General features: G+C 71.3%; 15 protein-coding genes. 10 read left to right on the top strand and 5 right to left on the bottom strand.

All coding sequences use genetic code 11. The annotated features are described in order from the left end of the window. Window positions 1-50: 50 nt before the first annotated feature. The 3 genes from AB0K03_RS26575 to AB0K03_RS26565 all read right to left on the bottom strand — a co-directional run bounded on the left by AB0K03_RS26575 (window position 51) and on the right by AB0K03_RS26565 (window position 2,242). Entirely contained in the window at window positions 51-548 is a 498-nt protein-coding gene (locus tag AB0K03_RS26575; RefSeq protein ID WP_364689681.1) for a hypothetical protein, read from the bottom strand. A gap of 12 nt (window positions 549-560) precedes the next feature. Continuing rightward, on the bottom strand, window positions 561-1,190 hold the full coding sequence (locus AB0K03_RS26570; RefSeq protein WP_364689679.1) for a DNA-3-methyladenine glycosylase: 630 nt from the start codon (window positions 1,188-1,190) through the stop codon (window positions 561-563). Window positions 1,191-1,426: 236 nt separating this feature from the next. Then, entirely contained in the window at window positions 1,427-2,242 is an 816-nt protein-coding gene (locus AB0K03_RS26565; protein ID WP_364689678.1) for a CAP domain-containing protein, read from the bottom strand. Window positions 2,243-2,481: 239 nt separating this feature from the next. Here AB0K03_RS26565 and AB0K03_RS26560 point away from each other — a divergent pair, with 239 nt between their 5' ends. Genes AB0K03_RS26560 through AB0K03_RS26550 form a run of 3 tightly spaced genes read left to right on the top strand, consistent with a single transcriptional unit; the run spans window position 2,482 to window position 4,704 of the window. Next, window positions 2,482-3,606: a histidine kinase gene (locus tag AB0K03_RS26560; RefSeq protein ID WP_364689676.1), complete on the top strand. Its 1,125-nt coding sequence runs from the start codon at window positions 2,482-2,484 to the stop codon at window positions 3,604-3,606. Further along, the gene (locus AB0K03_RS26555; protein WP_364689674.1) at window positions 3,603-4,274 is read left to right on the top strand and encodes a response regulator transcription factor; all 672 of its coding nucleotides are present in this window, start codon (window positions 3,603-3,605) and stop codon (window positions 4,272-4,274) included. Before AB0K03_RS26560 ends, AB0K03_RS26555 begins: the two co-directional genes overlap by 4 nt. Window position 4,275: 1 nt before the next feature. After that, window positions 4,276-4,704 carry a GNAT family N-acetyltransferase gene (locus AB0K03_RS26550; protein WP_364689672.1) on the top strand — a complete coding sequence of 143 codons (429 nt, stop codon included), beginning with the start codon at window positions 4,276-4,278 and terminating at the stop codon, window positions 4,702-4,704. A gap of 4 nt (window positions 4,705-4,708) precedes the next feature. On the opposite strand, the gene AB0K03_RS26545 is transcribed toward AB0K03_RS26550, so the two are convergent. Beyond that, complete coding sequence (locus AB0K03_RS26545) at window positions 4,709-4,948, bottom strand: hypothetical protein (RefSeq protein ID WP_364689670.1); 240 nt, start codon at window positions 4,946-4,948, stop codon at window positions 4,709-4,711. Window positions 4,949-5,477: 529 nt separating this feature from the next. Here AB0K03_RS26545 and AB0K03_RS26540 point away from each other — a divergent pair. The 6 genes from AB0K03_RS26540 (at window position 5,478) to AB0K03_RS26515 (ending at window position 10,272) form a co-directional block, all read left to right on the top strand. After that, complete coding sequence (locus AB0K03_RS26540; RefSeq protein ID WP_364689669.1) at window positions 5,478-6,356, top strand: helix-turn-helix transcriptional regulator; 879 nt, start codon at window positions 5,478-5,480, stop codon at window positions 6,354-6,356. Beyond that, window positions 6,349-6,540: a DUF397 domain-containing protein gene (locus AB0K03_RS26535; protein WP_364689667.1), complete on the top strand. Its 192-nt coding sequence runs from the start codon at window positions 6,349-6,351 to the stop codon at window positions 6,538-6,540. The genes AB0K03_RS26540 and AB0K03_RS26535 overlap by 8 nt, the downstream gene beginning before the upstream one ends. Before the next feature lie 9 nt (window positions 6,541-6,549). After that, complete coding sequence (locus AB0K03_RS26530) at window positions 6,550-7,743, top strand: hypothetical protein (RefSeq protein ID WP_364689665.1); 1,194 nt, start codon at window positions 6,550-6,552, stop codon at window positions 7,741-7,743. A 321-nt stretch (window positions 7,744-8,064) separates the two neighbouring features. Next, window positions 8,065-8,664, top strand: a complete 600-nt coding sequence (locus AB0K03_RS26525) for a type II toxin-antitoxin system PemK/MazF family toxin (protein ID WP_364689663.1) — start codon at window positions 8,065-8,067, stop codon at window positions 8,662-8,664. A gap of 196 nt (window positions 8,665-8,860) precedes the next feature. Continuing rightward, complete coding sequence (locus tag AB0K03_RS26520; RefSeq protein ID WP_364689661.1) at window positions 8,861-9,589, top strand: hypothetical protein; 729 nt, start codon at window positions 8,861-8,863, stop codon at window positions 9,587-9,589. A gap of 14 nt (window positions 9,590-9,603) precedes the next feature. Further along, window positions 9,604-10,272 carry a nucleoside monophosphate kinase gene (locus tag AB0K03_RS26515; RefSeq protein WP_364689659.1) on the top strand — a complete coding sequence of 223 codons (669 nt, stop codon included), beginning with the start codon at window positions 9,604-9,606 and terminating at the stop codon, window positions 10,270-10,272. Window positions 10,273-10,280: 8 nt separating this feature from the next. On the opposite strand, the gene AB0K03_RS26510 is transcribed toward AB0K03_RS26515, so the two are convergent. Beyond that, the gene (locus tag AB0K03_RS26510) at window positions 10,281-11,075 is read right to left on the bottom strand and encodes a UDP-galactose-lipid carrier transferase (RefSeq protein ID WP_364689657.1); all 795 of its coding nucleotides are present in this window, start codon (window positions 11,073-11,075) and stop codon (window positions 10,281-10,283) included. A gap of 139 nt (window positions 11,076-11,214) precedes the next feature. On the opposite strand from AB0K03_RS26510, the gene tyrS reads away from it, so the two are divergent. Next, window positions 11,215-12,453, top strand: coding sequence for a tyrosine--tRNA ligase (tyrS, locus tag AB0K03_RS26505; protein WP_364690018.1), 1,239 nt, complete (start codon window positions 11,215-11,217; stop codon window positions 12,451-12,453). Window positions 12,454-12,999 lie beyond the last annotated feature (546 nt).

The raw sequence follows: 12,999 nt of genomic DNA, 5'->3' as shown, positions 1-12,999 counted from the left end.
CAACGTGACAACGTTGTCAAGATGGAAGTAATAGAAGCACGCCAATATTGCTACTTGTCAATAAGGTGAACGGTTTCCGTGCGACGGCGGCGGACCAGGGTCGCCGCGGCCATCGCCGTGCCGCCCGTTCCCACACCGCCCAGCACGCCGAGCGCGAAACGCTGCTCGTGGCGTACCTGACGATCGTGGGCGACCGGATCGCCGGGCCGCAGGTTCTGGCTGATGCCGGCGATCGCGCTGAGCCCCGCCACCCAGAACGCGAGGAACACCACCGCGGCCGCGGCCAGGCCCCACCGCGGCAGGTCGACCGGCGGCGCCCACACCTCGCGGATGAACCAGCTCTGCGGCCGCCGACCGCGCAGCGCCCGCCGGTTCGTGACGATGCCCGCGGTGAAGCCCGGCAGCACGAGCGCGGCGGCGACGGCGGTGGCCGTACCGGTCGGCACGAGCGTCTGCCCGCGCAGCAGCCCGGCGATGAGCACGCCGCACCACAGGACGCCGGCCAGGCACAGCACGTCCAGCAGCAGGAGCACCCGTCGTGAGATCACCGCTCACCGACGCTAGCGGCCGGTACGTCCCCGCACGGTCGCTTCCGCCTTTTTCCTCGGCACGTGCCGCCGGTACGCGCTCACCGTCGGGTCCCCGGCGATCCAGAACCGCCACGGCACGTCGTGCGCGGCGGTGACCCCCACCCTGGGACCCGCCTCGATCAGCCCGACCGAGCCGTCGGGCTCGCTCAGCGTCGCGGGGCCCGTACCGTCGATCACCGAGGTGCCGTTGGCGCCGCGGTCGATCGCCAGGACCTGCATCAGCTTCGCCGGTCCGGCAGCCAGGTCGCGGTCCTTGCCGGCGGGCCGGCGGGTACGCGCGAGCTCGACGCCGTCCACGACCTCACCGGCGCGCAGCAGAACCGCCGAGGCCACGCCGGCCTCGCCGCACACGACGTTCGCGCAGAAGTGCATGCCGTAGATCTGGTAGACGTACAGCCTCCCGGCGGGGCCGAACATGACCTCGTTGCGGCCGGTCATCCCGCGGTGCGCATGGCTGGCGGGGTCCTTGCCGAGGCCGCTGTACGCCTCCACCTCGGTGAGCCGTACGGTCACGCCGTTGGCGCTGAGCCGCCACCCGAGGAGCTGCCGCGCGGCCTCGTCGACACGGTCGGCGGGCAGATCGAGCCAGGATTCCGTCACCGCACCAAGCTAAGCACAGGGCCTTCAGTCCTTCTGTGGGTGGTGGCGGGGTGGTTGGACGGGCTCAGCTGGTGGGCCGCGTGGGGCCGCTCGGACGCCGGCGCTTCACCGGCCCGCAGCAGCCGCCCGGACGGCTGGGGCCGAAGGGCCGGGTCGGCCCGAACTCCGGCCGCTTGCGCCGTCGCCGCCGCGCGGGGCCGCTGGGCCCGGTCACCGGCCGGTCCCCACGCTGGGCCTCATCCGACGAAGTCCTGGGTCATCCACACGATGCCCTTGCCGTCGCGGACCACGCTCAGGCCGATGCGCTTGAACCCGTCGCTGAGCAGGTTCTTGCGGTGCCCGTCGTTCGGCGGCACCTCGGCGAGCATGCTGTCGGTCAGGCCGTTCGCGGCCTTGATGATCTCCGCGTCGCTGCCGCCGGCCGAGCCGTAGCCGATGTTCTCGCCGGCCGAGCTCCAGCGCACGTCTTGCGCGCTGAACCGGTCGCCGATGCCGCCCTCACCGGAGCACTGGTGCGACAGCCCGCAGCCGCCGATCATCAGCTGGTTGTGCAGCGCCGACGCCTTCGACAGCGAGGAGTCGAGCGAGTACGCCGCCAGCCCCTTGTCCGCGCGGGCGGCGTTGATGTGGCCGAGCACCTGGTCGATGATCGAGCCACTGGTGGCGGGCGGGTTCTTCGGCCTCGTCGGGATCGCCGGCGCGGTGGTCCGGCGCTTCGTCGGCTTCGGCTTGGGCTTCGAGGTCGTCCTGCTCGGCGACGGGATGGCCGCCGGCGAAGGGCTCGTCGCCGAGGGTGTGGCCGACGGCGGCGTGGAGGCGGTGGCGGCGTCGTCGAGCAGCAGGTCCGCCCCGGTTCCCGTGGCGCCGAGGTCGGCGGGCGGCTGGGTGACCAGCGCCGCGTCGGCGGCGGCCCGGTTCGCCGGGGCGCCGGAGGAGGAGTGCCGGTCGAGCCCGACGACCGTGAACCCGATGCCGATCACGACGGCGGTGGCTCCCGCCGCCAGCGTGTACCGGACCTGGTTAGCAGCGGACTTGGACACGGACTCGGTCACCTCGGAACACTCGCCGGACGGCCGCGGCACAGGCACGGCACGGCGGCCGCGGGTGCGGCGCCCACCGACTATGGCCGCCGGGCGGGCGCCGCGGGCCGTACCTCAGGAGCCCTTAAGGATCGACACACGAAGACCTAAGATCCGTTGCCCGTTCAACCCTCCACGTGGGCCGCTTCTCGCGGCGCGGCGTACGACCTTGGTCCGACGACGGCGGCGCGGTACGCCGATACCGTGCAGGAGTGTTTCTCGATGCGGCGTGGGCCGTGGCGCTGCTGCTGTTCGTGGCGTACGCGACGAGCGACCCGCCCGGCCCGCCCTATCCGGGCCCGGTGTGGGCCGTGTGGCTGGCCGCGGTGCTGGTCGCCGTACCCGTGATCGTCCGCCGCCGGTGGCCGCTCGCCGCGCTGGCCTGGGTCGCGGCCGCCGGAGCGGGCGCGATGGTGCTGGGCGTCGCCGGCGCCGGCGTGCTGGCGGCCACCTTCACCCCCGCGGCGCTCGCCCTCTACACGGTCGGCTCCCGCGAACGGCCGGCCCGGTCGGTCCCCGCCCTCGCGCTCACGCTGCTCGTGGTGGCGGGCGCCATCCGGCTCTTCTACGCCGTACGCCTGCCGGAGCCGCCGCCGGTCACGGCGGCGGAGGTCCCGCTGTGGTTCCCCGGCGAGCTGGCCGCCGCCCTCATCGTGCTGGTCGCCTGCTGGACGACCGGCGTGCTGGTGCGGTGGCGGCGGGGGATCTCCGCCGACCTGGCCCGCGCGGCGGTCCTCGACGAGCGGCTGCGCATCGCGCGCGAGCTGCACGACATCATCGGCCACAGCATGAGCGTCATCTCGGTCAAGGCCACGGTCGCCAACCACCTCGCCGGCTCGCGGCCGGAGGAGGCACGCGAGGCGCTCACGGTCATCGAGCGGACCAGCCGGACGGCGATGGCCGACATCCGGCGCTCCCTCGGGGCGCTGCGGACCCCGGAGGACGTCCCGGCCGAACTCGCGCCCGCGGCCGGCCTCGCAGAGGTGCCGCAGCTCGTGACCGAGGCCCGGGCCGCCGGCGTCGAGACGAGCCTGACCGTCGACGGTGTCGGCGAGCTGCCCCCGGCCCTGGGCCTGGGGGTGTACCGCATCGTGCAGGAGGCGCTGACGAACGTGCTCCGGCACTCCGGCGCCGGGCACTGCCGGGTGGTGGTCGAGGCCGCGGACGGTGAGCTGCGCGTGGCCGTCACCGACGACGGGCGCGGTGGCACACCCTCCGGCGGCGGGCTCGGCCTGGCGGGCATCCGCGAGCGGGTCCAGCTGTACGGCGGCAGCACGCTCGCCGGTCCCCGCCCGGGCGGCGGCTTCGCGGTCGAGGCGAGGATCCCGTACCCGTGAGCGTCATCCGCGTCGCCCTGGCCGACGACCACGCCCTGTTGCGCGACAGCTTCCGGCTGCTGCTGCAGAACAGCCCGGGCTTCGCCGTCGCGGGCGAGGCGGCGACCGGCGCCGCCGCCGTCGACCTGTGCCGTCGCGAGCGCCCCGACGTGGTGCTCATGGACGTCCGCATGCCGCACACCGACGGCATCGAGGCGACCCGCCGCATCTGCCGGGATCCCGCCACGGCGGGCGTCCGCGTGCTCATCCTGACCACATTCGACCTCGACGAGTACGTGTACGCCGCGCTGCGCGCCGGGGCCAGCGGCTTCCTCGTCAAGGACACCAGCGCCGCCGACCTGCTCGGCGCCATCCGCGTCGTGGCGGCCGGCGAGGCGCTGCTGTCACCGACCGTCACCCGCCGCCTCATCACCGAGTTCGTCGCGCGGCCCGGGTCCCCGGCCACCGCACCCGGCGGACTCCCGGCCGCCCTCACGGAGCGCGAACGCGAGGTGCTCACCCTCATCGCCCGTGGCCGCTCCAACGCCGAGCTCGCGGCCGAGCTGCACGTCAGCCCCGGGACGGTGAAGACCCACATCGGCCGGCTGCTGAGCAAACTGCAGGCGCGCGACCGGGCGCAACTCGTCATACTCGCGTACGAGACGGGGCTGATCTCACCGAGGAGCTGACGTGGCCGACCTGCCGGAGGGTTACCGCCTGCTCGACGGGCCACCGCCCGCCGACGAGTACCTGGCGCTGCGCCGCGAGGCCGGCCTGGCGCCGAAGTCGCGCGCGCAGGCGGTCGCCGCCCTGGCCGGCAGCTGGTACGCCTGCCACGTCCTGCACGAATCGAGCGGCCTCACGGCGGGCATGGGCCGGGTCGTCGGCGACGGCGGCTGGTACTTCGCCGTCGTGGATCTCGCCGTGCTCGCGGACCACCGCCGCCGCGGCCTCGGCGACGCGATCCTCACGGTGCTGCTGGAGCGCATCCGCCGCAAGGCCCCGCCGGGCGCGTCGGTGCACCTCGTCGCCGGCCGGCCCGGCAGCGCCCTGTACGCCCGCCACGGCTTCACCGAGACCGCGCCGCCCTCGGCCGGCATGGCGTTGACCCTGCCCTGACCGCTCACTCCACCCACGCCAGGAATCGCTCGTACAGGTCGGCCGGGGCGGATTCGCCCAGCGCGGTGAGGTCCTCCACCGCGTCGTACATCGTCGAGGCCATGTAGATGGCCAGGCCGGAGGGGAAGCGGCAGTACTGCGCCATCAGGTCCTCCTTGGCGTTCGCGCACGGCCACGAGCGCTCACACACCACGCAGTCCCAGGACGGGCGGGCCGGCAGATGGTCGGTCCGCGGAACGAGCATCAGCGGCCGCCCCGGGGCGCCGGGACCCCGGCGACGCCCGCCGGCGTTGCGGCCTGCGCGGCCGGCGTTGCGGCTGGGCCGGCTGGCGTTGGGGCTGGGCCGGCTGGCGTTGCGGCGGGGCCGGCCTGCGTTGCGGCGGGGCCGGCCTGCGTTGCGGCGGGGCCGGCCGGCTTTCCTGCGGCGGTCCGCGCGGGGACGGCGTCGCCGTCGGGGATGGGCCGCTCGTCCCACTCCCGGTCGGGGCAGGGCCAGCTCAACCCGCAGGAGCATCGGGTACGCCAGAAGGCGCGCCGCACCCGCTGATGCACCGGCGCCATCGGCGTCGGCTCGTCCGCATGCGGGATCTCCGCCATCACGCGTCCTCTCCGCCCCGGTTTGTCATCACGTTCAGCAATGAAGGGGATACACACAGGAGCGTGCTTGACCTAATCTCAGGCATCAATGGCTGGAAGCGAGAATCCCGGATTCACGCATCTCACTGTCTCGTTCGGCACAACTGCAATGTTCCCGACACCTGGAGGCGCAGGTCGTGACCACGGAGACAGGCTCCACCGTCCCACGGCGGCAGGTGGGCCGGCTCATGCGGCAACTGCGCGAGCGCGCCGGCATCTCGCTGATGGCCGCCGCCGAGGAACTCGAGTTCTCCCGCGCGCGGATGTACCGCATCGAGAACGGCGAGGTGTCGCTGCGCAAACACGACGTCCTGGCCATGTGCTCGGTGTACGGCGCCGACGCCCAGATCACCGAGGTGCTCGTCGGCCTCGCCCGCGAATCCAAGTCCAAGGGCTGGTGGCACGCGTACGGCGACGTCGTCCCCGGCTGGTTCGAGCTGTACGTCGGCATGGAGACGGCGGCGCAGCGCCTGCGGCACTACGCCCCCAGCGTCATTCCCGGCCTGCTGCAGAACCGCGAGTACGCCGAATGGGTCTTCCGTAAACGCACCGACCTCGACGAGGCGGGCGTGCAGAACGCGGTGACCGTACGCCTGGAACGCCAGGAACTGCTCCGCCGGCACAGCCCCCGGCCGCCGATCCTCGACGTCATCGTCGACGAGGGCGTCCTGCGCCGTACGATCGCCGACACGCTCGGCATGCAGAAACAGCTCGCGCACCTGGTCAACATCTCGCAGCGCCCCGGCGTCAGCGTGCGGGTCCTCCCGTTCTCGGCGGGCCCGCACAGCGCGTCCAGCGCCGGTTCGTTCACCATCCTCGACTTCCCGACAGTCGGGACGGCGGCGCCCGAACCGACGACCATCTACAGCGAGAATCTGACCGGCGCCCTCTACCTCGACAAGCCCGGTGAAGTGGAGACTTACAGCGGCATCTGGCAAGAGCTCGACCGAGCCGCCCTCGACCGGCGGGCCTCCGACGACCTCATCGGCACGATCATCAAGGAGAGCGATGGCTGACCTGACCGGTGCCCGATGGCACAAGAGCACCCGCAGCGGCAGCAACGGCGGCGACTGCGTCGAGGTCGCCGACAACCTGCCCGGCATCGTGGCGGTCCGCGACAGCAAGGACCCGGGCGGTCCGGTCCTGATCTTCCCCCGCGACACGTGGCAGGCGTTCATCGCCGACCTCAAGAGGCAATAGCCTGCCCGGGTGACTGTCGCACCAGACCTACCCCCACCCGGCCGGATGTGGCAACGCTGGGCCACCCTGTCCGCCGCGCTCACCGCCATCGGCGTCGACGACACCTGGACGGTGGGTGAGCCGGGAGCCCACCACGACGACGGCGGCGGCAACTGGGCGCACCTCACGCTCGTCGAGGGCGGCCGAGCGGTCCTGTACGGCTTCGACCACGAATACAGCGCCACCCTCGAGGCGGAGCCCCCGATCGACCTGCTCGCCGACGCGCCCGCCTGGCTGCCGTGGGAAACCCTCGTCGACCACGCCGCTCAGGACCAGCTCGGCTACGCCCTCTGGTACGCCGACGGCCGCTGGACCCGAGCCGCGTACCCCGAAGGCGTCGACGACGGCCTGACCCAGACGGCAGGCCCGGTCCTGACCGATCAGGCAGCCCACGCCGAACTCATCGACATCGTCTTCGAATGGGGCCACCACGCGGTGGACACGCCCGCCGAACGCACCCGCGTAGCGGCGGCCGCGGAGCGCCTCCTCCACGACTTCACCCCCGAAGCCCTGAACGAACTTCTGGAACCGCTACCGACCTTCGACGCGTACGCCGGCCTCGCAGTCGCGAAACGCGCGGGCCTGCTCCCCGGCACCACCGCACCGCAAGCACCGCAAGGCACCCGCCCACCCCGCCGTACGGTCCGCAAGCTCAGCGAAACAGAACACGACCGCCTCATCTGGTCGGCGATGCACGACGAACCCGAACGCGACCGCCCCACCCCGATCCCCACCGGTGAACTGGGCGCGCTCATCACATGGCTCCGAGGCCGCTCCCCAGCAGGCGACGGCCGCTGCTCCCTCCTGGCGTACGCCGACGGCACCAGCGTGTCCGCCCGCGACGGCGACCACCCACCGGCCGAGAACCCGGAGGAAGGAAACTTCGAAGCCTTCCGCCACCTGAGCACCCTGATCCGCCGGCTCAGAGAAGCAGAAGCAGACACCACCCACGGCCGCTGGCTCTTCCTCCGAGTCGAAACAACGGCAACGGGCGCGGAGGTGGAACGCCGCTACGACTCCTGGCCGCCGTGGTGGGAGGACAACGGACGATCAGGCCCGTGGCGGACCAACCTGAGGGCGGAGATCGACGAGCGATCGGCGGAATGGCAGCCGTCGTGGGCGAAGCTGCTGCTGCCGGAGGTCGCGTACCGCCCGGTGGAGTGACGCATCCCGCCCGGGATCGAGCAGCTGGAACAGAACACGGCCGCTGCCGTCGGCCCGCGTCCATCCTGCACGTGCCGCGCATTTCCTCGCCCGCTCCTGTGGCTCGCTTTTCTCCCGCTCCTGTGGCTCGCTTTTCCTCGCCCGCTCCTGCGGCTCGCGCCGTTCGCGCTGCTGACGCCGGCGCGTGTGCGCTCCGCACCCGCCTCGCCCTTCCCGCGCCCCGCGGCCCGCGGCCCGCGGCCCGCGCCCCGCGGCCCGCGCCCCGGGTGCCGCGCCCCGCGCCCCGCGCGGCCTGAAACGGAACTGGTTACAGTGCCGGGCGTGAGCAGACTCCTCAACGGCATCGCCGACACGCTCCGCCGCCTCGGCGGCGGCCGCACCCGCACTCCGCAGGGCACAGCGTCCCTCGGCACCGCCTCGCGCGAGACCGCCGCCGACGGCACGGCCTCGCGCGGCGCCACCACCCACCCCGGCCCGCACGGCACCACCACCCGCTCGGGCCCGAGCGGCGCCACCACCCACCCGGCCCCGCGCCACGTTCCCACCGCCCGCCGCGGCCGCCGCCTGGAGTACAGCCCCAACCTCGACGGCGACGCCGACCCGGGCGAAGTCGTCTGGACCTGGGTCGAGTACGAGGACGACCCCACCCAGGGCAAGGACCGCCCCGTGCTCGTCGTGGGCCGCGACGGCCGTACGCTCCTCGGCCTGATGCTCTCCAGCCAGAGCGAACGCGACGGCCAACGCAACTGGCTGGCCCTCGGCCCGGGCGCCTGGGACCGCGAGTCCCGCCCCAGCTGGATCCGCCTCGACCGCGTCCTGGAGGTCGACGAGGACGGCATCCGCCGCGAAGGAGCAGTCCTGGACCGCGGCCGCTTCGACCAGGTGGCGGACGCGCTGCGCCGCGACTACGGCTGGGCATGAGGCGCTCGCTCGACGACGTCCCCGGCGCGTATCGGCCGGTCACTCACCTCCCGGTCGCTCACCTCCCGGTCGCTCACCTCCCGGTCGCTCACCTCCCGGTCGCTCACCTCCTCGAAAGCCGAGCCGACGAGCCCTGGCCCGCAACCGGCAGGGCATAACGAGCGCCGCGCAAAGGTTGGGCACTACCGTGGGCACCATGGACAGGGACGTAATGGTCGGTTTCGGCGGCAAGCAGGCATGGCTGGCCGTACGCGACGGTGACCCCGCCGAGGTCCTGGCCGTACTCGGCCTGCGCGACCTCGGCGACGTGCCTTGGCGGGACGGCATAGACCTCGCGCATCTGACCGACGACCGGGTCGCTGTCACCCCGCCCCTCCCCGGGGCGAACGGCTCGACATGGGTCCTCGCCGTAGGTCGTTTCCTCCTGCGCCCGGACACGAGCGTCGACCTGACCGACCTGTCGAAGCGGCTGCAGACCGAGGTCCAGTTCTTCGTCACCCACCGGGTGACCGAGACGCACCGCTGGCAACGCGCCGCCGACGGCACCCTCCTCCGCGCCTTCGGATACGTAGGACAGACGGGCGACGTCACCTCCTGGTACGGCGACCCGGACGAGGTCGAGCTCGCCACCGGCCTGCCGGCGACGTACCGGATCGACGATGACGACACCGATGCCGGGGCACCCCTCGACGAGGAGAATGCCGATCTTGCGGCGCCTCTCGACGAGTCGATGCTCGCGTCGCTCGACGACGAGTTGACCCGGCTCCTCGATGACGGCGGGGAAGGTGGCATCGGCGAGGATGCCCCCGCGGTGCTCGTCTCCGAACAAGACGTGCTTCGCGTGGCGCAAGGGTGGAGCATCGACCCGACAAGGCTCGACGGACGCCAGGCGCCGGGCCCGCTGCGCATCGGCGCCGCGGCCTGAGAGGGGACGACACCATGCGCAAGTACGTGATCATGGGCGTGCAGGGCAGCGGAAAGGGTACGCAGAGCCAGCTGCTCGCCGCCGACCTCGACCTCGTCCACATCAGCGTCGGCGACATCTTCCGCTCGCACGTGCAGAACCACACCAAACTCGGCGCCCAGGTTCGCCGCGCCATGAGCGCCGGCGAGCTGATCAGCGACGACCTGGTCGAATCCGTGGTCCGCAACCGCCTCGATGATCACGACTGGAACTTCGGCTTCATCATCGACGGCTTCCCGCGCAACGGCCGCCAGGCGGAGTTCTTCATGGAGAGCTTCGACATCGACGGCGTCATCCACCTCGAACTCCCCGACGACGAGGTACGCCGGCGCGTGCTCGCCCGGCGGCTCTGCCCCGGCTGCGGCATGGACTACAACCTCATCGCGGACCGTCCCGAGGTCGAGGGCCGGTGCGAGATCTGCGGCACCGAACTCGTCGTCCGCGAGGACGACACACCCGAGGCCCTCACCGCACGCCTGCGCGACTATCACGAGAAGACCCGCCCGGTGCTCGAGCTCTTCGGCCGCAAAGAGGTCGTCCACGACATCGACGCCCGCCCGGGCCCGGACGAGGTCCAGCAACAGATCCGCAAAGCCCTCAACCTTCCGCCGTACGTCCCCAGCGCCGACTCGACCTCCCGCTGACCGTCCGACTACTCGTGGGCGGTCTGCAGCCCGGTGGCCGTCTCCGTCGGCGCGTCCAGGTCCCAGCCGCGCCGTTGCAGCTCCGCCTCGATCGAGTCGCACACGGTCTCGACGACCGCGAGCCGCGCGTAGTGCTTGCTGTCGCTCGGCACGACATGCCATGGCGCCCGTTCATGGCTGGTCCGTTTGAGCATCTCCTCGACCGCTGCCTCGTACGCCGGCCGCTTCTCCCGGTTGCGCCAGTCCTCCTCCGTCAGCTTCCACGTCCGGAGCGGGTCGTTGGCACGGCTCTCGAAGCGCCGCAACTGCTCCTCCGGCGAGACGTGCATCCAGAACTTGACCATGACCATGCCCTCGGCCGTCAGGGTGCGTTCGAATTCCACGATCTCCTCGTACGCCCGGCGCCACTGCTCCTTGGTCGCGAACTCCTCCACCCGCTCGACCAGCACCCGGCCGTACCAGGACCGGTCGAAGACCGCCATGCCGCCCCAGCCCGGCAGCTTGGGCCAGAAGCGCCACAGGAAGTGGTGTCTCTTCTCGTCATAGGTGGGCGCGGCGAACTGGGAGACCCGCACGTGGCGGGGGTCGAGCGGGCTGACCAGGCGCTTGATCGCGCCGCCCTTGCCGGAGGCGTCCCAGCCCTCGAAGACCACGCACAACGGCGGACCGATCTTCTTCTCGCCGATCTGACCACCCAGGAGCAGACGTAGCCTGAGCAGCCGTTGCTGGGCTTCTTCCAGCTTGGCGGCGGCCTTCTTCTTCGACAGCTCGACGGGGGGTTCGGCGGATCCCAGGCGACTCATGGGGCCAGCCTGGCACTTGCGTACGACGAAAGCACCCCGAACCTGGCCCCGGAGACGGACCGTAAGCAGATCGTCGGAATCCCGGTGTGTCCCGGCCCTCGGTATGCAGGACAATCGGTGCGTGACTCTCGTTGACGACATGCAGTGGCGCGGACTGATCCAGGACTCGACCGACCCCGATGAGCTGCGAAAGCATCTCGACGGCGGTTCGATCACGTTCTACGTGGGCTTCGACCCGACCGCGCCGTCGCTGCACGTCGGCAACCTGATGCAGGTCGTCACCGCCCGTCGCCTCCAGCTCGCCGGCCACAAGCCGTTGCTGCTGGTGGGTGGCGCCACGGGGCAGATCGGTGACCCGGGCGGCCGGTCGTCCGAGCGGCAGCTCAACCCCCGAGAGGTGACGGCGGGCTGGGTGCTGCGCATCCGCGACCAGCTCGCGCCGTTCGTCGACTACGAAGGCGCCAACGGTGCGACCCTGGTGAACAACCTCGACTGGACCGGCGAGCTGTCCGTGATCGACTTCCTCCGAGACGTCGGCAAGCACTTCCCGGTCAACAAGATGCTCGCCCGCGACGTCGTGCGCAACCGTCTCGAGAGCGGCATCAGCTTCACGGAGTTCAGCTACCAGCTGCTGCAGGCCAACGACTTCTACGAGCTGCATCAGCGCCACGCATGCTCACTGCAGTTCGGCGGATCCGACCAATGGGGGAACATCACGGCCGGTGTCGACTTCGTGCGCCGTCGCGGCGGTGGCCCCGTGCACGCCTTCACGACTCCGCTGGTCCTCAAGGCCGACGGCACGAAGTTCGGCAAGACCGCCGGCGGCGCCACCTGGCTCGACCCCACCATGACCTCGCCGTACGCGTTCTACCAGTTCTGGGTCAACGCGGATGACCGTGACGTCTCCAACTACCTGCGCTACTTCAGCTTCAAGTCCCGCGAGGAGATCGAGGAGCTGGAGAAGGCCACCGCGGAGCGGCCCCAGGCCCGGCTCGCCCAGCGCGAGCTCGCCTACGAGATCACCGCGCTCGTGCACGGCGAGGAAGAAGCCGAGCAGGCGGTCACGGCAAGCCAGGCGTTGTTCGGCCGAGGATCCCTGGCAGAGCTCTCGGCGGACACGCTGCGGGCCGCGTTGTCCGAGGCCGGCCTGATCGAGGTACGCGGTGAGCTCCCGCCCGTGACCGCGCTGCTGCAGCAGGCAGGGCTGGTGAAGAGCGGGGGAGAGGCCCGCCGGACGATCGCCGAGGGTGGTGCGTACGTGAACAACGAGCGCGTCACCGACCCCGAGGCGACCGTCCCCGAGACGGCGCTGTTGCAGGGGCGGTTCCTCGTGCTCCGCAAGGGCAAGCGCACTTTCGCCGGCATCGAACGGGTGTGACGCAGGTCAACTCCGGCGGATTTGCGGCCACACGGCCCTACGACGTAACTTTCTTCCTGCCCGCGGGACGGATCACGACGATCGAGGATCGCTCGAGACTCCTCCGCGGGTGGGAAGAACCCAGCTCTGACGGTGAACGATCGCCGCGGGGTTGGACCGGGCGGTGCGGGCCAGACCCCTTCCGGGGGGCCGATTTGGAACCGCGAGGCCGACCGGGTAAAGTTCTTCGAGCCGGCAGGGAAACGGACGCAGAAGCGGACGGCCTGCCAAACCCCAGGAAATCGCTTCGGGTAAGGTCGTGTGCGGCCTCGATCTGAAGAGAAAGAACGGGGAGCTTGCGCGAAATACGTTTCGCCAAACCGGGAAAACCCCGGATTTGACGGCCGGAAAGAGCGCGAGTAAAGTTGAGCAAGTGCCCCGGAAACGGGCCGCAAGAACTGCGGTTGGTAGACGGTGTGTGGTTGTTCTTTGAGAACTCAACAGGGTGCTTGATAAGCCAGTGCCAATTGATGATTTACCCCGGCCGGGCTTGATTGTCTGGTTGGA

It is taken from the genome of Actinoplanes sp. NPDC049316, assembly GCF_040677315.1.
In the GTDB taxonomy this organism is placed as follows: Bacteria; Actinomycetota; Actinomycetes; order Mycobacteriales; family Micromonosporaceae; genus Actinoplanes.
The sequence above is the reverse complement of the archived record's forward strand: the minus strand, read 5'-3'. Positions and strand labels throughout refer to the sequence as shown.